This is a genomic window from Spongiimicrobium salis (assembly GCF_043678055.1).
Taxonomy (GTDB): domain Bacteria; phylum Bacteroidota; class Bacteroidia; order Flavobacteriales; family Flavobacteriaceae; genus Spongiimicrobium; species Spongiimicrobium salis.
Genome location: NZ_JBHEQA010000001.1, coordinates 1,003,079 through 1,024,737 on the forward strand (window position 1 = coordinate 1,003,079; position 21,659 = coordinate 1,024,737).

Sequence of the window (21,659 nt, forward strand, 5' to 3'; positions counted from 1 at the left end):
ATAATCCTTTTTGGAAGGATAAAAACTTCTTTTGCAAGTTTTTATCCTTCAATTTCTTCACGAACAGGTAGTAATCTGCAAAAACATTAAAACCCCTTTTAAAAGGGGTTTTAATCATCTGTGGCAGTCCAAAAAAGCACTCAATGGTTTTCAAAAGCCTTGCAATAGCACTAGCCTGTCCTAGGGCTAGGTGACCACACCATATTCATGGGTTTCTTCAAAAGTGGTATACGTCACTACCGCGACGTTTAGGACGCCTAGCCACCGAAGAAAAGAGCATTGCAATAGACATCTCAAAAGAAAAACTATCTATAGATTTACTGCGAGCTTTGAAAAAAGTTGAACAGATGGATCAAACAGAAGTAGAGTCTTTGCTTGATGAAGTTGAAAATGCCATCGGTTAATAATGTATTATCAGTATATTTTCTATTAATAATTAAATAATATTTTAACTTTCCGATATAAATTATAATGTTTAAGGTCTTGTAATTTTTTATAAAAACTTTAAATAAAGTAATAAAGATAATCAGGGATGCTAAGATTAACAGTTGTAATATCAATTTTACTTGTCCTCGCAAGTTGCGCAGAAAAAACAGATTCCTATTTAATTAAAGGTAAAGTAGAGGGGTATAACAACGAATATCTTTTTATGATGGATGATAACAATCATTTAAGGGATAGTGTTCTAGTATATAACGAAGAATTTGAATTTAAAGGAACCGTTGCTAGTCCTACTGCAGTTTATTTCGCCACAAGTGCGCCTTCATCTGCTAGTGCGAGAAATGTCTACATAGAAAACCAAGAGATAGAATTATCCCTAAAAATAGAAAAGAAAGAAAGAGGTGAGGATTTTACTTTTGATTGGATTGAGGTTGTGGAAATTAAGGGGTCGAATATCGATTCAACTTATACAGATTATATGAATTCTTTGAGCAGTGGAATCGACTATTCAAAACTAAGGAAAATAATAAAAAACAATCCTAACAATAATTTAAGTGGTGATTTACTGTTTGAGACAAGCCTTATCCCTACAGCATCCAAACAAAAGCTTATAGAATTGTTTTCTTATATAAATTGGGAAGCGCAGGAATTTAGTAGATACGTAAGAATTAAGGGAAATCTGTTTCCAGAGGAAAATTTGACAGTTGGGAAGAAAATTTTGGATTTTGAATTGGATGACCGAATAGGGAATAGCGTTTCAACACAAGATTTTAGAGGATCTATTATTTTAATAGAGTTTTGGGCTTCTTGGTGCGCTCCATGCAGGGAAGCATTTCCTGAACTCTCCAAAACTTACCTCAAATATAAAGACAAAGGGTTTGAAATTATTGGCGTTTCCATAGACGATTCCCAAGAGAGATGGTTAAAGGCAATTGATGCACATGACTTGGAATGGACCAATATTATAAGTAAAGGGGGAAATGAAAGTAATATTGTTAATGATTATGAAATATTGGAAATCCCTATGAATTACTTGGTTGATGAACAAGGTATTATATTGGCGAAAGATATTAGTGTTGCGACATTGGATCAAATTTTACCAGAATTGTTAGAATAAAGTGTTTTTGGAGTGAGGGAATCAATTTCTAATTACAACTAGCAAGCATTCACTAAAATTAACTGATTTGTTGTGCCTAAATAAAAAAGCCGAGATTCACATCTCGGCTTTTTCAGTTATACTTTAGGTGGGAATCGAACTAGCATGGCAATCGAATAATACCTTAAGCAGATGATTCAGTGTACTATACTTTTTCATTGGTGCCTATGCATATCACATTTCTTCATGAAAACCCTTCTTGGTGAAGGCCTCCCTTCACTCCTTCAAAGACGAATAGGAAGTTTATCAATTTTTAAATTCTATTTCAACCTTAAATACAATGTATTATCAAACGTATTCCAGAAGTCTTTGTCATACTTAACGCGTCTTAAAACAGTTTCATTTTCATTTAAAAAATCATATTCGATCACTTCTACATTATCGGTTTCGACATTAAAAAGGGATGCATTGGATTCAAAGATATAATTGGACTTCTCACCAGTTTTTAAAATATGTTCTCTATAGTCTCTTTTGAATATATGACTAGCATAATATTTACCGTCTTTGTGCACTGAATACTCATTGATGTTTTCTTCTTTTACTTTTATTTCTTCTATCTCATCAATTTTTTGTGGAAGATTACTTCTGAAGGCATTATACTTTAGAATCTCTTCTGCAGTTAACCTCGTCTCCCAATTTTCTATAATTTTAACGATCGCAAAATCGTCTCTATTAATATACAGGAGTCCACTATAGGTAGTTGGATGCCCTCTATTCGTATAATTCCATTTGTTCCGTTCGGTTTTAAATTGAATAATATAAAGGCCATCATCTTTCGGGTCGTTTGATTTCACAAACTCCAAATCAAATTTTTTATACTTTCTCCGGTGTACAATGTTAGAGTATCGCAAGGCATTTGCATTTTGACGGGCATACCCAAATAATTGCCCTGTATTTTTTAACCGTTCCCCAAAATCATTTTTATTCCATTTGATCTGGTCTACACGACGGTATGCTCTATTAAGTTGACGATATCCTTGATCATATTCCTTGGTGAACAAATCAATATCCAGAATATCTTTATCATTTTTATTGATCAAGGTTTTTGTATACCTCTGATACGTAAAAGGGGTCGTTGGGTGATTGATTTTAATCTTCTTAACCGCTTTTTTCAAAACTGTTAGAGGGAGCATATACCCGGTTACAACGACTTCGTCAAGCTGATCCAGGCTAGGTTTTAGCCGAACAACTTTAGGTAGTTTCTGAAGTGGTATACTTTGAGTAGAAAATCCCATAGAGGAAATCGCTACAGAAGCCTTATTCAGTAGATTGGTGTTCACAGGGATTTTAAAGTTTCCTTCTTCGTCCGAAATCCTATAGATTTCCTGTGCCTTTAAAATTAAATTGGCGTAGGCTACAGGTTCATTGGTTATAGCATCGGTAATTTTACCGGTTAAATAGGTTATATTATCTTCTCTTCTTAGTTTTGCTTTTTCCGTATTGAGCGTGTCCACTACTACCGCTTCAAATTCTTCTATTTTTTTTCCTTTGTTTCTATTTGGTTGGGCATCCTCTGCGCGTTTTATAAAAATGTAACCATCGTGAAGCTCATCTAAACGAGATTCATAGAAATTCAGATAACTAAACAAGCGATGCATTTTTGGAACGCGCATTGCTTCTTGTTTCGAACTCACAAAAAGAGTAGGATGGCCTATTTTTTTTAATTCATCTTCAAAGGAACCTTCTTGAATTGGTGTTTTGCTCCAGGTACCCCGATAGGAAATAGAATCGTTGGCATGTAGTGTAGCAAGACTATAAACTTTATCTTTCAGCGTTACTTTTATGCTGCTTCCCATAGAGACAAACTTGTTCAAAACAGGAACTTTAAGGCTATTTATAGTATTTACAATATGAATGTTATCTGCCCATAGCACAATTTTTTCTTCAGGATGTCTGTTCACATAACTTAAAATATTATTGGCCATTTGTGCATCCCGAATATTATGCTGCTCGTTGATAAAGTCAACCGAGCGAATTTCTTCCTGATTATAATAGGCATCTTTTGAATTTGCTAATATATTTTTTGCAAATTGACTCCAATGATAGTTTTGGTCAGTAGCTTCAAAAGTGTTTATTTTTTTGATGATACGCTCCAATTCTTTTTCATAGACCGAAAATTTCATATCGTATTCTTCAAAAGAATAATTATCCAAAACACCTTGCATGACTATGGCCATATCCTCCTCATCAACCATTATTTTAATATCACGGTCTTCACAGTAATCAAAAAAGTCATCTATAAAATCATCCGCATTATCTATTTGTGAATCAAAACCCACCACCTTCAATTTATTTTTATCGATATAATTGACTAAGCGTTGAAATTCTTTGGTATTTGACCATACCCCATACATGGTTTCATTGAATTTTTCTGGCGTAAAACCTCCTTTATTCATCTTCCACATCGTATACATGGACGATTCCATAGCAATAGTAGTATATCCTAACTCCTGATGTAGGTATTCAATAACACGAGCCTTTATTTGGAAAATTGTTCCATATTGATGTGTAAGTTCCCCAAGCATAACCAAAGACTTGTTTTGGAGCTCCTGTTTTAAAAAGCGCAAATCATCAATTGCCGTAGTATCTGGCGGTAATAATTTGGTTGTTTTTAAATTTTGAGTGTAGCCTAAATGTATACTTAAAGTGATGTATATTAGCAGTAAATGTTTCATTTTTATTTATAATGGTTTAAGCAAATCTAAGACGTAGATTAGGAGATAATCAAGAAAAGTAAGTGCGTTTTCCCTGAAAATACAGTACGATTACAAGTTTTAATTTACTGATAATCAAATAGTTGTTTTTTAAATATGTTTTTGTGGTGTTATACGGTTTTTATCGCCCATTTTTGGATACTTTTGTGTGGAATTCGATTACCCTATGAATTGCTTCAAGAGGAAAAAGTATATTGGAAGAGCCTTTCAAATTGTCTTCATTATTGCAATGATATCACCGCTCTATACACAGGAGGTAAAGGTCTCTGATTCATTGACAACCCAATCTTACACGGTATTAGATTCTCTATATTATTCCCAAGAATATACCGCTAAGGGCAGGTCATATATAAGTGCTTATCTACAAAAAGCCAAATCGGAAAGTAATGTAAAAGAGATTATAAGGGGATACCATTTTTTCGCCGATTTTTATGATAATGACTATGAGAACGGGACAATTTATATTGATAGTGCAATTACTTTAGCTCATGAAACAGGGTTTAAAAATCGCAGTTATCCAGCTGCTTTGTATGGTAAAAAAGGGTATATAGAACGGATTAAAGGGAATTTCAAAGAAGCTTTAGATTACTATTTAAAGAAATTGGAAATTGGAGATTTTGAGCCCAATAGTACTCAAATGACCTATCTCAATCACAACATAGCTTTGCTAAAAAGAGATAATGGTGATTTTGACGGTGCAAAATCCATCTTTAAGAAGAACTTGGCATTCGAAAGAAATTATTTAAAAGATAATCCCAATGATGATAAGGGTTATTTTGAAGCATCGATTCTTTCGCTATCTGAACTAATTAAAACATATCGACTTAACAATGAAATTGATTCTGCAAAAATATTGACAAATCAAGGCCTAAAAATAGGTTTGCATACCGATTTTGGCCATCTTCTTGTACTTCATGATGGTATTTTGGATTGCCACAATAAAAATTATGAAAGCAGTATTGCTAAAATCACCTCGGTTCTACCCAAGGTAAGTGATGTAAGTGAGCGGGAGATATTTGAAATTCAAGAACTAATCGAAGCTTATTTGTATTTGGGAAAATCGTACGAAGCCTTGGGTAACGATACACAAAAACTATTATATTATGAAAGGATTGATTCGTTAACAACAACGTCCAATTATCTAATACCTGAGACGAAATTAGCGTATTTAGGGTTGGTAAACCATTACAAACAATTGGGAGATAATAAACGGCAATTGGCATATTTAGATAAATTGATAATGGTAGACAGCATACTTGATATTAACTACAAATACATCAACGATAGGTTAGAAACGGACTATGATATTCCCAACCTCCTTGTAGACAAGGAAAAATTGATAGTATCACTCAAAAATGAAAATGTAGAGGCAGCAAAAACAAGATTAATTATCTCAATTTTTTTAGGAATAAGCTTCTTAGGTTTCCTTTTTTTCTTTGTGAAACAACAACATTATAAACAACGGTTTAAATCACTTCTTAACGAAAAAACAGCAACACAAAAAAAAGATTCCATTGCCGGCACAAAGCAAAAGCAACGATTGGATATCTCTGAAGATACCATCAATCATATTGCAAAATGCCTGGATCAGTTTGAAAATGAAGGGAAGTATCTAAAGATGCATCTTACGCTGGATAAAATGGCAAAGAGTTTTAAAACAAATTCTAAATACCTATCGCTACTACTAAATCAGACCAAAGGTAAAAGTGTGAGTCAATATGTAAATGACTTACGTATAGATTATGTGGTTGATAAATTAAAAAACGACCTGAGATTTAGAAAGTTCACTATCAAAGCTATAGCCAATGAAATCGGTTTTAGCACAGATCGTGCATTTTCAAAGGCGTTTTACAAAAAAACGGGTATCTACCCTTCTTACTTCATTAAAGCGTTGGAAAAACAGAACTAGTGCTAAGATGGGTAAAACGGTTTATATTTTCCTTTTTGGAGTCTGTATCATTTTGCCTGTTGGGAATATTATGTATAATCACATCAGATTATGGGATTGCCTATGTATCCCTAAAAGCAAAAACCCCCTATAAAAAGGAGGTTTTTTTGATGTACTCGAGGTGGGAATCGAACCCACACTCCAAAGGAACTGGATTTTGAATCCAGCGCGTCTACCAGTTCCGCCACTCGAGCATTACTAATTTTTGTCTCTCAGTATTCTGAGCTGTTCTTTGCCAACTCCAGATTTCCAATATTTTTCCCGTTTCCGGGCCTCAATTCTATTCTCGCACTTTTCCGTATATATCAACCGAAAAGGAATATATGGTTTTGTGATTTTCTCTCTTCCACTATTATGCCGGTTATACCTACCTTCAATATCGATAGTCATCCCCACATAAATATAGTTATAATTTAAACTTGAAATCGCATAAACCCAAACCATTATTCAAAATTTCAATCCTAGCGCGCCTGCCTGTCGGCAGACAGGTCTACCAGTTCCGCCACCCGAGCATCTCATTAAGGACTGCAAAACTATAAAATATTTTTATTAGTGCAACAAAAAATATCAACATTTATCCTTTAGCAACCCAAATAAATTTTTAAATTTGCACCTCCTTAATTTTAGGGAGGGTTAAAAAACAATATAACAATACATTAACGATGTCCTACACCGTTCCAGAACCTAAAATCTTTGCTTGTACGCAAAGTACTGCTTTGGCAGAAAAAATAGCAAAAGCATATGGCACTGATCTAGGTAAAGTTATTTTCTCCAAATATAGCGATGGAGAATTTCAACCCTCATTTGAAGAATCGGTACGCGGGGCGCGTATCTTTATCATTGGTTCCACGAACCCTAGTTCCGAGAATTTAATGGAAATGCTCTTGATGCTGGATGCAGCCAAAAGAGCATCGGCGAGGCACATTACGGCCGTTATGCCGTATTTTGGATGGGCACGACAAGATCGAAAGGATAAACCTAGAGTTCCAATCGCCGCAAAATTAATTGCAAAAATGTTGGAGACTGCTGGAGCTACACGTATTATTACTATGGATCTTCACGCAGACCAAATACAAGGATTTTTTGAAAAACCTGTTGATCATTTGTTTGCCTCCACCTTATTTTTACCTTATCTAAAACAATTGAACTTAGATAACCTTACAATTGCGTCTCCTGATATGGGAGGATCCAAAAGGGCATATGCATATTCCAAAGCCTTGGAATGTGATGTAGTTATCTGTTATAAACAGCGAGCAAAAGCCAATGTGATATCGCATATGGAGCTCATTGGGGATGTTAAAGGCAAAAATGTGGTTTTAGTAGATGATATGGTAGACACTGCAGGAACACTCGCAAAAGCTGCCGATTTGATGATGGAACGCGGTGCAACCAGTGTAAGGGCCATCACTACACATGCCTTATTATCAGGGAATGCCTATGAAAAAATAGAAAAATCCCATTTACAGGAATTGATCGTTACCGATTCTATTCCACTTAGAAAAGAAAGTGAGAAAGTAAATGTATTGAGTTGTGCAGATCTGTTCGCAGATGTCATGACAAGAGTACACCACAATACCTCTATTTCCTCTAAATTTTTAATGTAAGTTATAGGAAGTACATTAAAACACAATGTGAATTATTAATTTTTAATATATATAATGAAGTCTATTACAATTAAAGGATCAGAAAGAGAAAGCGTAGGCAAGAAGTCAACAAAGGCCTTACGTAATGCTGGAAAGGTTCCTTGCGTATTATACGGAGGGGATGCACCATTACACTTTTCAGCGAATGAATTAGCATTCAAAAATTTAGTGTACACTCCAAACGCGCATACAGTTGTGATCGATTTGGAAGGTGGTAAAACGTTTAGCGCCGTAATGCAGGATATTCAATTTCACCCTGTAACCGATGGCATCCTACACGTAGATTTTTACCAACTTTTTGACGACAAAGAAGTAACCATGGATATTCCCGTACGTCTTGAAGGAAACTCTCCTGGGGTTAGAAACGGTGGTCGTTTGTTATTTAGAAAGAGAAAATTGACCATCAAAGCATTACCTGGAAATCTTCCAGATTTCTTTGATGTTGATATTTCTAAACTGAAAATCGGTGGAGGTATCCCCGTTTCTTCTGTATTAAGCGATGATTATTCGATCCTTCACCCGGATAGTACGATTATCGTACAAGTGAAAACTTCCAGAAACGCAGCAGCGGAAGAGGAAGATGAGGAAGAAGAAGCAACTGAAGGAGAAGCAGCCGCACCAGCAGCTGAAGCTACGGAGTAATTCCACTCGCAAATCTTATAAAAAGCATCTGCCATGGCAGATGCTTTTGTATTTTTATAGCAAAACTGTGCTATGTTCCATTTGTTAAAAGTAATTTTTGGTAGGAACGCCACTGTGCTGAAAGAAGCTGACCATATGAAGAAATTTTTAATCGTCGGACTTGGAAATATAGGAGATGAATACCGGGAAACGCGACACAATATCGGTTTCAAAATACTAGATACCCTTGCCGAAGCTCACGATGTTTCCTTTGAAACTGCCAAATTGGGTGCAATTGCCACTTTAAAAATCAAAGGCAAAAGTGTCCTTTTGTTACAACCTTCCACCTATATGAACCGAAGTGGAAAAGCCATTAAATACTGGATGGAGAAGGAAAAAATTCCCATGGAAAACCTGTTGGTAATCACAGATGATCTTAATCTTCCATTTGGCACCCTGAGAACCAAAACCAAAGGGAGTGATGGGGGTCATAATGGTTTAAAGGACACCCAACAAATCCTTCAGACCACGCAATACAATAGATTCCGGTTTGGCGTAGGGGCCAATTTTAGCAAAGGTAGGCAGGTAGACTATGTCTTGGGCAAATGGAATGAGGAAGAGCAAAAAGCCATGCCCGAACGCCTGGAAAAAGCAATCGCTACCATTCGTTCTTTTGTATTGGCCGGCATCAAAATTACCATGAATCAGTTTAATGGTGTCTAGAGTCCGTTCTCTTTTCAGAAACTCCTGAGGGCAACTTTATTGTCGGACTACCTTGTAGGTTTTATTGAATCTTCGGTCTTCAAATTTTAGAAAGTAAACCCCGGATGGAAGTGCTGATAGATCCATGATCACTTCCCCATTATTGGTCTCGTATACCTCATCGTTCATTAAACGACCATTCAGGTTAAAAATCCCTACACGTATAGCATCAATATCCGAATCAATGGTCACACGCACAACATCGGTAGTAGGATTTGGATAAAACGTAATTAAATTTACAATGACCTCAAAACAAGATTCTTCGAACATCATTCCGTTGCTTTCTGCATTAATGCATACCATATAGGTCCCCGCGCTGAGATTATCTAAGGTATAGCCATCAGAAAAGCTATCATTGACCATTACACCATTTCCAGTAATGGAAATACTGTAGTTGTTCATTTCCATAGCATTAATAGCAATTGCCCCATCATTGGCATCCCTACTGGATTCATTCTGCACATTGGTAGAAAAGTTCGTATCCGGGAATCGCAAAACGGGACATCCATTGGCATCTACCTCTACTCCTTCCGGCGTTCCTAAACAAAGGTCATCCCCATCGTCCAATACTCCATCATTATCGGCATCCGGACGAACATCGCCCTCTACACATATCTCCAGAGAGAACGCGTTCAACGTACCTCCATCACCATTGGCCGTATCATTTATGGTTAGGGTCCATTCCCCTAAACTAGATTCCCCATTAAAATTGGCCAGTGCCCCTAAAGGGCGCACGGTTCCCGTAATTGCAGGATTATTGGTACAGGCTAAACTACTCCCGGCATCATCGAAAGTCGCACTAATATTTCTTCCATTACCACAAGAACCCGATACCAAATCTACTGACGTCCCGGACGGGGATGTTAATCGGATGGTTAAATCGGACACAAAACTATGGTCAAGATCTAAAGTAACATTTACATCGGAGACTGGGCGATCATTAGGAAAATTAACGGATGCCATTACAGTTGAGGTCCCAGAGGAAGAAATGGTAACAGGCACATCGGTAGATGAAATACTACTACAATTAATACTGGCTGTGGTAAAACGAAATGCCGCCCCAAAAACACCTTGGGAACAATTATTTTTTGGGCGCACTCTCCAGTAATATGAGGTGGCTTCTGCTAAATTGACCGTGGTATAGGTATTGGAAATTACGGTTGCCGTTTCTATGATGTTCGCAAAAGCCATATCGGTTGCAATATCCACATCATATTCCGTACTTCCAGCATTGGCTTCCCATTGCAGTACTTGATTGATTCCAGAAACCGAGGCTCCATTTGCAGGTGCCGACAAAACGACTTCCGAAAAATTACCATCGTAGACATTCAGTACGAGGTCTACGGATTTCGTAAAACTTGGTGCTGTGGCGGTTATTGTTATAGGATAACTCCCTTCAACTACAGCATTTACATTGGTTATCTCCATATTTACCGTCGTATTGCCCGATACCGTACTTGGAGAAAAGGCAATATTGAGTCCGGCAGGGACACCCGATACACTTAAGGTACTGGTTTCGGCAAAACCATTGAACGTTTCATAATCAAATGGAATGGTGGTATCATTGGGCTGGCAAATATCGTATTCCAAAGCTTCAAAATTAAGCACAACATCCGCACTACTAATAGCAAAATCCGCTGCATTTACCGCAAAAAACACATTGTCATGAGCACGTACCATAAGGCGTGCGTTCGTTGTTTCGACTCCCGGGATAAGTACTTCATGTGTACCATCATTTGGAACATCCGTGGCTAAGACCATGGAAAAATCCACTCCCCCATTTACAGATAGCAAAATATCTACGGTTTGCGTATTTATTGGGGCGGCTGTAGTATTGGCAACATCCCAAAGCACTGTTTGGGTGGAGCCGGCCGTATAGTTTTCACCTCCTGTTTGTGAAGTAAGGGCAAATGGGCCCGCGCTGGCCACTACATTGATATTTAGTTGTTCGGAAACCACCTGTCCCCCTCCGAGGGCATTATCCCTAACGGTTACGGCAAAATTCATTTCCCGTCCAATGTTGGATACGGTCTCCCATGCAGAATTCAATGTGGGACTAGACTGTGTTAGGTCTCCAGTGAGTACACTGGACAACCTTGGAAAATACCGTTTAGGATCTGTCGTAGGGCGTTGCGATCTGAAATTTGCCCCACCCTGATTATCGGGTCCAAAAGTAAGATTGGTCACTAATCCATTATCGATTTGTTCCCAAGCAAAAGAAAGCATATCCCCATCTACATCGGAAGCTGTTGCTTCCAATACAAAGGCCGTGCCCATGGGTATGGCATAATTGGCCAAAGGATCAACCACAGGGGGATTATTGGTAAGACCTATCAAGCCCCCACAGGCCGTTGTGGCCAGATACTCTGAAATTTGAAGAATACTATAGTAGTGAAAGTAATCATCGCCTTGAAGTGCAATATTATTGTTTCGGGCAATCCCTGCATACCCCATAATCGTAGTACCACTACCAGGCTCTGCCTGTACACCGGTTCCCTCTGAAGCAAAAGACCAGGTATGGTTAGCCCCGAACTGATGCCCCAATTCATGTCCTACAAAATCTAAATCAAATTGATCCCCTTGGGGGGAACTTCCAGAAGAGAAAGCACTTCCCTTTCTATTGTCGAAGCATACCGACCCTATAAATCCTGCGTCTCCATTATTTGCAGCCCTATGAAACAAATGTCCCACATCATAATTTTCTTCCCCAATCGTATTCGTCAAGGTCGTTTGGGTCTGGGCATTGAGGTTGTTGGTATAGGGATCCGTGGCGCCATCGGTATAGATGAGCATATCATTGTCCCCTATCAATTCCAATCGGACGCCCAAATCAACTTCAAATACCGAATTCACTCGGGTCAAAGTAGCGTTGATCGCTGCCAATGCATCTGCCACTGTCCCTCCGTGAAATTGGGTATACTCCCCTGTAGTGGACACGGCAATTCTATACGTTCTCAACCGCTGATCGTCTACTAATCTGGCGGTAGTGCCATCAAAACTTTTTTCAACTTCGGCGGTCGTATTACAAATGAAATCTGCATCTTTTTCTTGTGCCCCCCCACGTTGATACAGCGTATAGTGCGTATCGGTCCTATCCACTTTTTCCAGAAACATATCGGCTTTGCCATCCAGGTAAGTAAACATGCTCTGAATGCCTCTATGGGATACACTAAAACGCACCTTGTCCCCGCTATTTTTTAGGCTATATCCGGAATATGATTTTATGTTTGGGTATTTCTTGGCCAAGGCAGGGGCAAATACAGGGGTTTCCCGAACCCTAAAGGGAATAAGTTTTCCTTGGGAATCGGGGAAATATACAAGCGCTTCATTCCCTTCTTGCTGGTTTATACCGATCAGTTCTTTTTCAAGCGCTGCTTGCTGCAAAGCATATCTTTGTCCTGTTTTACCATTAAATCGTTGTGAAACAATGTTAGAACTACCTTCTGACTGCCAATAATTTGTCTGTGAATACCCGTAAAAGGAAAGAAATAATATGGTAATTGAAAAAACAAGACGTAATTTTGCAATCATAGCTAGTTCTTTATTATCAAATGTAAGGTTTTTATTTATTCTAAAAGGTGGTCACAGTTCAAAGCATTTCAAAATACGACAAAACACAACCTACTTCCATAACCATTGGCACATTTGATGGTGTACACGTCGGACATAAGAAGATACTGGAACGCCTCATAAATGATGCCAAAAGCATTGGCCTAAAAGCTACAGTCCTTACTTTTTTTCCGCATCCACGAATGGTTCTGCAAAAAGATGCGGACATTAAACTGCTAAATACCGTAGAGGAAAAAATCCAGATTCTAGAAAAAATAGGCTTGGATTCCCTCATTATTCATCCGTTTACGATGGATTTTTCCAGACTCACCGCCACAGAATTTGTACGGGATGTCCTGGTCAATAATATTGGCGCCAAGAAAGTAATTATTGGTTATGACCATAGATTTGGGAGAAATAGAACGGCCAATATTAGTGATTTGATCACTTTTGGAGCCACCTACGATTTTGAGGTAGAGGAAATTCCGGTTCAAGAAATCGATGATGTTTCCGTAAGTTCCACCAAAATACGGAAAGCACTTATGGAAGGTGCCGTACGCACGGCCAATGATTACCTGGGTTATCATTATATGCTTACGGGCGTGGTGACCAAGGGTAAAGGGCTAGGAAGGCAATTGAATTTCCCGACAGCCAATATTGCCATTGCGGAAAGCTATAAGTTGATTCCAAAAAATGGCGTTTATGTCGTAAAGAGTACCGTAAACGACCGCATGGTTCACGGAATGATGAATATTGGCAATAACCCAACAGTTGGAGGTACCGAGCGTAGTATTGAAGTCCATTTTTTTGATTTCAATGAGGACCTTTATGGGCAGAAAATCCAAATCGATATTCTAGATCGAATCAGGGATGAACACAAATTTGACTCTGTTTCGGCTTTGACGGAACAATTGAAGAAAGATAGAGCGACTTCATTTTCACTAATTTCCAAATAAATGGTATCCCGATTTTTATTTCAAAAAATCGATAATTCTTCCTTGGTTCTCTTCCGGGTTTTCTTTGGAATCCTCATTGCACTGGAATGTTACGGTGCTATTGTCACCGGATGGGTAAGGCGCACCTTGGTAGAGCCTAAATTCACCTTTAATTTTATTGGTTTTGAATGGCTGCAACCCTTGCCTGGAAATGGGATGTACTATTATTTTTTGGTGATGGGCACTTTGGGTGTCCTTATTGCCCTAGGCTATAAATACCGTTATAGCATGATAGGTTTCACCCTGCTATGGGCCGGAGTCTATTTTATGCAGAAAACATCGTACAACAATCATTACTATCTGCTTCTGTTGATTTCCTTTTTAATGATTTTTTTACCAGCAGATCGGGATATTTCCTGGGTGACCAAAAAAAATCCCGCACTAAAAACCCATAGCATGTATGGGTATGTGAAATGGATCATTATTGCGCAACTCTTCATTGTGTACGTATATGCTTCCGTAGCAAAGGTCTATGGAGATTGGCTTGATTTTAGGGTCATAGAGCTTCTCATGAAAGGCAGAGCAGATTATCCCTTGGTCGGGAGTTTTTTACAGCTTCCATGGGTACATAAGGTCATTGGGATAACGGGAATTGTTTTTGATTTGTTGATTATTCCCGCACTTTTGTGGAAACCATCCCGGAAAATTGCCTTTGGATTGGCTATTATTTTTCATTTGTTCAATTCATTTGTACTCCAGATAGGTATATTTCCTTATCTCGCCCTTGCTTTTACCGTCTTCTTCTTTGAACCAAAAACCATTAGAAAACTCTTTTTCAAGCGCAAAGAAATCTTCCCAACACAGGAAGCTCCACCACCCAATACCAAAAGGCTATTGTTTGTGGTTACAGGACTTTATTTTATTATACAATTGGGGCTACCCGTTCGCCATCATTTTATTCAAGACGATGTCCTATGGACAGAAGAAGGACACCGACTGAGTTGGCGCATGATGCTTCGCAGTCGTACGGGCCGTGTTCAATTTAAGGTTGTAGACCCTAAAACTAAGGCTACGGATGTAGTAAACCTTGATACCTATCTCACCAAAAAACAGCAACGCCGTGTAGCGGCATACCCCGATTTTATGTGGCAATTTGCCCAGCATCTCAAAAAAGAATATGCCGCAAAAGGAAAAACCATTGAAGTCTATGTGAAGTCAAGAGTAAGCATCAACGGAAAACCCTATCGCCAATATATTGACCCTGAAGTAGATATTGCCAATGTTCCTTGGAATCATTTTGGCCATCACGATTGGATCTTACCTTCACCACTTTAGACCATTTCAGAGCGGAAAACTGTATATTTTACCTCCTTATAAAATCCTGTCGCAATTGGGTTATTTTAAATAGGTAACATTCCTGAATTAACCTTAAATTTGCGTCACTAAAAAAAGAATTCCATGTTGCAACTACAAGCGATACGCGATCATAAAGAAGCTTTTGTCACGGCATTACAAAAACGTAATCTCGATGCGACTTCTTTATTGGATGAAGTCTTACATTTGGATGCTACCCGACGTGCGGTACAAACAAAGTTAGATCAAACCCTATCCGAGTCCAACAAACTTTCCAAGGAAATAGGAATGCTTTTTAAAAGTGGTAAAGCGCAAGAGGCCAATGCTATAAAAGCTCAGACCGGTGCCCTTAAGGAAGATGCCAAAGTGCTGAATGAGGAATTGGCGGCTACTGCGGAGAAATTACAGGACTTATTATATCAAATCCCCAACATCCCCCACCCTTCCGTTCCTTCCGGGAATAGCGATGAGGATAATGAGGAAATTTTTAAAGAAGGTACTATCCCCACTTTGGAAGATGGCGCATTGCCCCATTGGGAACTGGCAAAAAAGTATGACATTATCGATTTTGAATTAGGGGTTAAAATCGCTGGGGCAGGCTTTCCCGTATACAAAGGCAAAGGAGCACGACTTCAACGCGCTTTGATTTCTTATTTTTTGGATAAGAACACCGCTGCCGGTTATACTGAAATTCAAGTGCCTCATCTAGTGAACGAAGCTTCTGGTTATGGTACGGGACAACTCCCGGACAAGGAAGGTCAAATGTATCATATTGGGGAAGATGATCTTTATCTTATCCCTACGGCAGAAGTTCCGGTAACCAATTTGTTTCGAGGAGAACTTATGGACAAATCCAATTTTCCTATCTGTTATACCGGATATACCCCTTGTTTTAGGAGAGAAGCCGGAAGCTATGGTGCACATGTTCGCGGATTGAATCGTCTTCACCAATTCGATAAGGTAGAAATTGTACGCGTGGAACATCCAGATAATTCCTATGCCGCCTTAGACGGTATGGTCGCTCATATTAAGGAGATATTGCGGGAATTAAAATTACCCTATAGAATTCTCCGCCTTTGTGGAGGTGATCTTGGTTTTACTTCTGCGCTCACCTATGATTTTGAATTATTTTCCACAGCCCAAGATCGCTGGCTGGAAATCAGTTCTGTTTCCAACTTTGAAACCTATCAGGCAAACCGTTTAAAATTGCGCTTCAAAGATGAAAAGGGAAAGAGTCAATTGGCACATACCTTGAATGGAAGTTCTTTGGCGCTTCCAAGAGTCTTGGCAGGAATCCTTGAAAATTATCAAACCAAGGATGGTATCCGTGTTCCAGATGTGCTGATTCCTTATTGTGGATTTGATCGTATTGATTAAGATTTTTTAGCCCCTGTTCGGGAGGAGGAAGGAATTGGGTCAATTCTTTACAATGACCTTAACACCAACTTTCGGTATTTGGTGTATCTTTGAGAAAAAATAGCCTATTGCGTTCCATTCTTGTCATTCTTATTTTTTGTTTTATACATCCCCTATTTGGACAAAATGAATTTTTGGCCAAACAATACTTCAATGATGGGGATTTTGATAAGGCCGTAGTCTTCTATGAGAAGTTGGTTGAAAAAAATCCACGAAGGACAGATTACGCTGAAGGTTTGGTGGCCTGTTATCAGCAATTGGAACGTTATGATGATGCAGAGGCCCATCTGCTGGACAAAATTAAAAATGAAAATGCCTACCCTACCCTATACATTGAATTGGGGTACAATTATGCGCTTCAAAATCTTCCGGATAAAGCCGAGGTCTATTACAATACGGCCTTATCCAAAATAGACAAAAATCCTAATCTTGGATATGCCATAGGGTTTCGTTTTCAAAAATACGCCCTCTTGGATCAAGCCGTACGTGCCTATTCCCGGGCTATGGAGCTAAGTCCCAGATTAAATTACAATTTTCAGTTGGCCCGTATCTACGGAGAAAAAGGAGACATTGAAAAGATGTACCAATCTTATCTCAATCTCATTCAATCTGGTCAGGTATCCAAAGGGAACATTCTTCGAAACATTAATGACTTTATTAGTTCGGATGCGAGCAACGAGAACAATATAAAATTGAAAAAAATATTGTTGCAGAATGCCCAAAAGAACCCCGATGTGTTGTGGAACGAATTATTGAGTTGGCTTTTTGTACAACAAAAACAATATCGCAGCGCCTTTAATCAAGAAAAAGCCTTGTACAAAAGAACAGACCAACTTTCATTACAACGCCTGGAAAGCTTAGGGAATTTGGTTTTGGAAAACCAGGATATCGATACCGCAAAGTCTATTTTTGAGTACATTATTGAAAATGGCCAAAATCCGGTAGTGCAATTAAATGCAAGCCTAAATCTTATTGATATCGCTCTTTTGGATGAAAACAAAAACACCTATACCAAAGTTCAAAAAAGCTTCGAGCAGTTAATGGAAACTTATGGGTATCAGGGCGAGACCTTGCAGCTACAAATTGCCTATGCCAATTTCCTTACTTTCAAAAAAAATGAGCCGGAAGCCGCGATCACTTTGCTAAAAAACAGCTTGCAACTCCCGCTGAATGCCTATGGAAAGGCGCATATAAAAATGGCCTATGGCGATATTTTAGTGTATGACAAACGCTTTAATCAGGCATTGATTTACTTTTCCCAGGTTCAAAAAGCCTTAAAAAATAATATTATCGGGCAAAACGCACGTTTTAAAGTAGCCCAAACAAGTTTTTACAAAGGAGACTTCAACTGGGCCTTGACACAGCTTAAAGTATTAAGAGGCTCTACCTCTCAGCTTATTGCCAATGATGCCATGCAATTAAGCTTGTTGATCTCTGATAATTCCCTGGAGGATTCTACGCAAACAGCCCTAAAAAAATATGCCCGAGCCGATTTATTGGCCTATCAAAACAAAACCAGGGATGCCATAGCAGAATTGAACGGGATTTTGGAAAACCATAAAGGGGAAAAAATAGAAGACGAAGCTTTATTGAAAACCGGAGAACTTATGGAGCGCATTAAAAATTATGAGGCTGCAGAATTAAGTTATCTGAAAATCATAGAATTTTACTCCAATGGTATTTTGGCCGATGATGCGCATTTCGCCCTTGCACAGCTCTATGAAAATATACTTGGAATGCCAGAAAAAGCGAAACAACAGTACGAACGAATTATTTACGATTATCAAGATAGCTATTATTTCCCGCAGGCAAGAAAAAATTATCGCATCCTAAGAGGCGATGCCATTAACTAAGCAAAACCATAATTAAGCCAAAAAAGCATGTACATTTATAATGTAACCACCAATATAGACAGCAGTGTTGAAGCCGAATGGATCCAGTGGATGAATAACACCCATATTCCGGATATGCTGGCTACCGGGAAGTTCCATGCCGCAAAAATGTGCAAAGTACTTGTTGAAGAAGAAATGGGAGGAACCACCTATTCCGTACAATTTACGACCCAGGACAAAGCCACCTTAGAACGTTATTACAAGGAGAATGCGGCAAGCCTTAGAAATGATGCCTTGCGCTTATTTGGAGATAAAATGGTCTCTTTTAGGACAGAGCTTGAAGTAATTAGTGAGCACTAGGGGTATGGCCAAAGGAAAGAAACATTACCATACTTCCAAAAAAACTAAAAAAGAGCGGCAGGGCCATAGCCCTGTAAAAGCCAAAAAATATCTGGGGCAGCACTTCCTGAAGGATGAAACCGTGGCGCAACGCATTGCGGACACCTTATCGTTTATAGGGTATACACATGTTGTTGAAGTAGGGCCGGGAACAGGAGTTCTTACCAAGTACTTGTTAGAAAAGGATATTGATCTTACCGCCATGGACCTGGATAGCGAATCTATTGTGTATTTACGCGAAGATTTCCCTATAGAACATATAAAGTTATTGCAACGCAAAGGCCGTTTTGAAGTGATTGAGGCTGATTTTCTAAAGTTTGATCTTAAAACACATTTTGAAAATGCCCCATTTGCCATCACTGGGAATTTTCCGTACAATATTTCCACACAAATTGTCTTTAGAATGTTGGAAATGAAAAGTCTAGTACCAGAGTTCTCTGGGATGTTCCAAAAAGAAGTTGCGGAGCGTATTTGTGCAAAAGAAGGCAGTAAAACCTATGGAATCTTATCGGTATTATCACAAGCCTTTTATGATGCTGAGTATCTTTTTACGGTGGCCCCAGAAGTTTTTAATCCCCCACCCAAAGTACAATCGGGAGTACTTCGCCTTGTTCGTAAAGAAAGCTATCATTTGGAATGTGATGAAAAACTATTTTTCAAAGTGGTCAAAGCAACGTTTAATCAAAGGCGAAAAACATTGCGAAATAGCTTAAAGACCTTCCAGCTTTCCGATTCGCTACGCGGAACGAACATCTTTGATAAACGGCCTGAACAAATCAGTGTTTCAGATTTTATACAACTAACCTTAAGAATTCAGGAGGATATTTTATAAATCTTTGTTTAGATTTGCGCTGTCGATACCGTTAATCAAACCAGCAGGCAATGACCCCTTTTAAATTAGATGACGATTTCTTAGCACGTATTGAACAACTCATTGAGTTGGACAAGGGATCTTCCTTAGTTACCTTATTGGAGGAATTGCACTATGCAGATATTGCCGAGATCCTGAATGAATTAAATGAAGATGAAGCCACCTATCTCATTAAGCTTTTAGATAGCGATAAGACATCCGATGTGCTTACCGAATTGGATGATGATGTTAGGGAAGCTATTCTGAAAAACCTATCGTCCAAGGAAATTGCGGAGGAGCTCGATGAATTGGACACAGATGATGCCGCCGATATTGTCGCAGAGCTCCCCAAAGATATTGTCCAGGAAGTTATCTCCGAAATTGAGGATAAAGAACATGCCAAGGACATTGTAGAGTTACTTCGCTATGATGAAAATTCCGCAGGGGGTCTTATGGCCAAGGAGTTAGTAAAGGTTCGTGAAAATTGGAACGTACTCACTTGTGTAAAGGAAATGCGGGCGCAGGCGGAAAACGTAACCCGAGTACATTCTATTTATGTCGTAAACGATGAAGACAAATTAATTGGACGCCTCTCCCTTAAAGATCTCTTGACCACTTCTACCAAATCGCCGATCAAAGAGGTGTATATTCCAAAAGTAGATTCGGTTACCGTGAATGAAAAGCCGGAAGAGGTGGCCAAAATTATGTCCAAATACGATTTGGAGGCCATTCCGGTGGTAGATGAGATAGGGCGCCTTGTGGGCAGAATTACCATTGATGATATTGTAGATGTGATTCGGGAAGAAGCTGAAAAGGACTATCAATTGGCGGCGGGTATCTCCCAAGTGGTGGAAGCGGATGATAGTATTTGGGAATTGACCCGTGCACGCTTGCCCTGGTTGATTTTGGGATTGATCGGAGGTGTGGGTGCCGCTGGAATCATGGGGAATTTTGAAGCCATTCTTGAACATCATGCCGCTCTTTTCTATTTTACTCCTTTGATTGCGGCCATGGCCGGAAATGTAGGCGTACAATCCAGTGCGATTATTGTACAGGGATTGGCCAATGACGACTTACGCGGCAGTATTGGGAACCGCTTGGTCAAAGAAATGCTCTTGGCCCTTTTGAACGGAATCATATTGGCAATTCTTTTGTTACTGATCACTTGGGCCTGGAGAGGTGATTTCCTGACCTCCCTGGCCATTTCTATTTCTCTTGTTGTGGTTATTGTGGTCGCGGGCATTATAGGCACTTTTATTCCTTTGTTTTTGCATAAGCGCGGTATAGACCCTGCCATAGCCACTGGCCCCTTTATTACCACCAGCAACGATATTTTTGGTATTCTCATTTACTTCTGGGTCGCCAAACTAATTTTGGGGATTTAAGATTTTCTTAAGTCCAAAACACCGTATCTTTAACGGCATAAAAAAACGCTTATGACACCAATTAATATCGCAGAAAAACATTCCAAATTTTCCAAACAATGGCATCCGCACCAGATCGGTATTGTAGATGACATGCAGGTCATCATTGCCAAAATCCAAGGGGAATTTGTTTGGCATTCCCATGAAAATGAAGACGAATTGTTTCAAGTGACCAAAGGAACCCTATACATGAAATTTCGTGACCGTACCGAAGTGGTTAACGAAGGGGAAATGATCATTGTTCCTAAAGGTGTGGAACACTGCCCATCCACCAAGGATGGGGAAGAAGTGCATATTTTACTTTTCGAAAAACTTACAACCGCCCATACCGGAGATGTACAAGCTGAAATGACGCAGACCGAATACCCAAAAATTTAAGGCGGGCAAACACCACATTTTCTTCCCTGTTGAGTGCCCTGAAATCCTTGACGGGGAAGCAATACTCCCATAAATCAATATTGCCTATTTTACTTTTCCCTACAACATGGGTCATGTCCCATATGCATCTCCTTTAGCTTTTGTGATCGAGTTATCCAATGCGAATACCAAGGTGAACAATAACTTCATTCCCTAGGCCATCTTTAGTCGTTCTCAAGTACAACATATTGGATATATA

16 protein-coding genes and 1 tRNA gene are annotated in these 21,659 nt (G+C 39.0%); 13 read left to right on the top strand and 4 right to left on the bottom strand.

Going from position 1 to position 21,659, the window contains the following annotated elements; all coding sequences use genetic code 11:
- The first annotated feature begins 532 nt into the window (after positions 1–532).
- Complete coding sequence (locus ACEXOE_RS04615; protein ID WP_394747558.1) at positions 533–1,558, top strand: redoxin domain-containing protein; 1,026 nt, start codon at positions 533–535, stop codon at positions 1,556–1,558.
- Between the two features lie 299 nt (positions 1,559–1,857).
- On the opposite strand, the gene ACEXOE_RS04620 is transcribed toward ACEXOE_RS04615, so the two are convergent.
- Complete coding sequence (locus ACEXOE_RS04620) at positions 1,858–4,272, bottom strand: erythromycin esterase family protein (protein ID WP_394747559.1); 2,415 nt, start codon at positions 4,270–4,272, stop codon at positions 1,858–1,860.
- Between the two features lie 205 nt (positions 4,273–4,477).
- Here ACEXOE_RS04620 and ACEXOE_RS04625 point away from each other — a divergent pair, with 205 nt between their 5' ends.
- On the top strand, positions 4,478–6,220 hold the full coding sequence (locus tag ACEXOE_RS04625; protein ID WP_394747560.1) for a helix-turn-helix domain-containing protein: 1,743 nt from the start codon (positions 4,478–4,480) through the stop codon (positions 6,218–6,220).
- A 152-nt stretch (positions 6,221–6,372) separates the two neighbouring features.
- Here the strand turns inward: ACEXOE_RS04625 and ACEXOE_RS04630 are convergent.
- Together ACEXOE_RS04630 and ACEXOE_RS04635 are read right to left on the bottom strand one after the other, a co-directional pair.
- Positions 6,373–6,453 (bottom strand) — tRNA-Leu (locus ACEXOE_RS04630).
- A 4-nt stretch (positions 6,454–6,457) separates the two neighbouring features.
- Positions 6,458–6,703, bottom strand: a complete 246-nt coding sequence (locus ACEXOE_RS04635) for a GIY-YIG nuclease family protein (protein WP_394747561.1) — start codon at positions 6,701–6,703, stop codon at positions 6,458–6,460.
- Between the two features lie 218 nt (positions 6,704–6,921).
- Between ACEXOE_RS04635 and ACEXOE_RS04640 the strand changes: the two genes are divergently transcribed.
- From ACEXOE_RS04640 to pth, 3 genes are all read left to right on the top strand, one after another.
- Positions 6,922–7,863 carry a ribose-phosphate pyrophosphokinase gene (locus ACEXOE_RS04640; RefSeq protein WP_394747562.1) on the top strand — a complete coding sequence of 314 codons (942 nt, stop codon included), beginning with the start codon at positions 6,922–6,924 and terminating at the stop codon, positions 7,861–7,863.
- A gap of 54 nt (positions 7,864–7,917) precedes the next feature.
- Positions 7,918–8,544 carry a 50S ribosomal protein L25/general stress protein Ctc gene (locus ACEXOE_RS04645; protein WP_394747563.1) on the top strand — a complete coding sequence of 209 codons (627 nt, stop codon included), beginning with the start codon at positions 7,918–7,920 and terminating at the stop codon, positions 8,542–8,544.
- Positions 8,545–8,616: 72 nt separating this feature from the next.
- A complete protein-coding gene (gene pth / locus ACEXOE_RS04650; protein ID WP_394747564.1) occupies positions 8,617–9,246 on the top strand; it encodes an aminoacyl-tRNA hydrolase in 630 nt (209 codons plus the stop codon).
- Positions 9,247–9,282: 36 nt separating this feature from the next.
- Here the strand turns inward: pth and ACEXOE_RS04655 are convergent, their stop codons facing one another.
- Positions 9,283–12,816 carry a zinc-dependent metalloprotease gene (locus tag ACEXOE_RS04655; protein WP_394747565.1) on the bottom strand — a complete coding sequence of 1,178 codons (3,534 nt, stop codon included), beginning with the start codon at positions 12,814–12,816 and terminating at the stop codon, positions 9,283–9,285.
- Positions 12,817–12,863: 47 nt separating this feature from the next.
- Here ACEXOE_RS04655 and ACEXOE_RS04660 point away from each other — a divergent pair, with 47 nt between their 5' ends.
- The 8 genes from ACEXOE_RS04660 (at position 12,864) to ACEXOE_RS04695 (ending at position 21,421) form a co-directional block, all read left to right on the top strand.
- Positions 12,864–13,790 (top strand): bifunctional riboflavin kinase/FAD synthetase, encoded by a 927-nt coding sequence (locus tag ACEXOE_RS04660; protein WP_394747566.1) that lies wholly within the window; start codon positions 12,864–12,866, stop codon positions 13,788–13,790.
- Positions 13,791–15,104, top strand: a complete 1,314-nt coding sequence (locus tag ACEXOE_RS04665) for an HTTM domain-containing protein (RefSeq protein WP_394747567.1) — start codon at positions 13,791–13,793, stop codon at positions 15,102–15,104.
- A gap of 123 nt (positions 15,105–15,227) precedes the next feature.
- Complete coding sequence (gene serS / locus ACEXOE_RS04670; RefSeq protein ID WP_394747568.1) at positions 15,228–16,499, top strand: serine--tRNA ligase; 1,272 nt, start codon at positions 15,228–15,230, stop codon at positions 16,497–16,499.
- A gap of 107 nt (positions 16,500–16,606) precedes the next feature.
- Positions 16,607–18,391, top strand: a complete 1,785-nt coding sequence (locus ACEXOE_RS04675; RefSeq protein ID WP_394747569.1) for a tetratricopeptide repeat protein — start codon at positions 16,607–16,609, stop codon at positions 18,389–18,391.
- 27 nt (positions 18,392–18,418) lie between these two features.
- On the top strand, positions 18,419–18,730 hold the full coding sequence (locus ACEXOE_RS04680) for a DUF4286 family protein (RefSeq protein ID WP_394747570.1): 312 nt from the start codon (positions 18,419–18,421) through the stop codon (positions 18,728–18,730).
- A gap of 4 nt (positions 18,731–18,734) precedes the next feature.
- Positions 18,735–19,601: a 16S rRNA (adenine(1518)-N(6)/adenine(1519)-N(6))-dimethyltransferase RsmA gene (gene rsmA, locus ACEXOE_RS04685; protein WP_394747571.1), complete on the top strand. Its 867-nt coding sequence runs from the start codon at positions 18,735–18,737 to the stop codon at positions 19,599–19,601.
- Positions 19,602–19,651: 50 nt separating this feature from the next.
- Positions 19,652–21,004, top strand: a complete 1,353-nt coding sequence (mgtE, locus tag ACEXOE_RS04690) for a magnesium transporter (protein WP_394747572.1) — start codon at positions 19,652–19,654, stop codon at positions 21,002–21,004.
- A 51-nt stretch (positions 21,005–21,055) separates the two neighbouring features.
- On the top strand, positions 21,056–21,421 hold the full coding sequence (locus ACEXOE_RS04695) for a cupin domain-containing protein (protein ID WP_394747573.1): 366 nt from the start codon (positions 21,056–21,058) through the stop codon (positions 21,419–21,421).
- Positions 21,422–21,659 lie beyond the last annotated feature (238 nt).

Bases quoted from the DNA above. Each gene is read 5' to 3' on its own strand.
- ACEXOE_RS04615 (WP_394747558.1), top strand. From the start codon at position 533: ATGCTAAGATTAACAGTTGTAATATCAATTTTACTTGTCCTCGCAAGT.
- ACEXOE_RS04620 (WP_394747559.1), bottom strand. From the start codon at position 4,272: ATGAAACATTTACTGCTAATATACATCACTTTAAGTATACATTTAGGC.
- ACEXOE_RS04625 (WP_394747560.1), top strand. From the start codon at position 4,478: ATGAATTGCTTCAAGAGGAAAAAGTATATTGGAAGAGCCTTTCAAATT.
- ACEXOE_RS04635 (WP_394747561.1), bottom strand. From the start codon at position 6,703: ATGGTTTGGGTTTATGCGATTTCAAGTTTAAATTATAACTATATTTAT.
- ACEXOE_RS04640 (WP_394747562.1), top strand. From the start codon at position 6,922: ATGTCCTACACCGTTCCAGAACCTAAAATCTTTGCTTGTACGCAAAGT.
- ACEXOE_RS04645 (WP_394747563.1), top strand. From the start codon at position 7,918: ATGAAGTCTATTACAATTAAAGGATCAGAAAGAGAAAGCGTAGGCAAG.
- pth (WP_394747564.1), top strand. From the start codon at position 8,617: ATGTTCCATTTGTTAAAAGTAATTTTTGGTAGGAACGCCACTGTGCTG.
- ACEXOE_RS04655 (WP_394747565.1), bottom strand. From the start codon at position 12,816: ATGATTGCAAAATTACGTCTTGTTTTTTCAATTACCATATTATTTCTT.
- ACEXOE_RS04665 (WP_394747567.1), top strand. From the start codon at position 13,791: ATGGTATCCCGATTTTTATTTCAAAAAATCGATAATTCTTCCTTGGTT.
- serS (WP_394747568.1), top strand. From the start codon at position 15,228: ATGTTGCAACTACAAGCGATACGCGATCATAAAGAAGCTTTTGTCACG.
- ACEXOE_RS04680 (WP_394747570.1), top strand. From the start codon at position 18,419: ATGTACATTTATAATGTAACCACCAATATAGACAGCAGTGTTGAAGCC.
- rsmA (WP_394747571.1), top strand. From the start codon at position 18,735: ATGGCCAAAGGAAAGAAACATTACCATACTTCCAAAAAAACTAAAAAA.
- mgtE (WP_394747572.1), top strand. From the start codon at position 19,652: ATGACCCCTTTTAAATTAGATGACGATTTCTTAGCACGTATTGAACAA.
- ACEXOE_RS04695 (WP_394747573.1), top strand. From the start codon at position 21,056: ATGACACCAATTAATATCGCAGAAAAACATTCCAAATTTTCCAAACAA.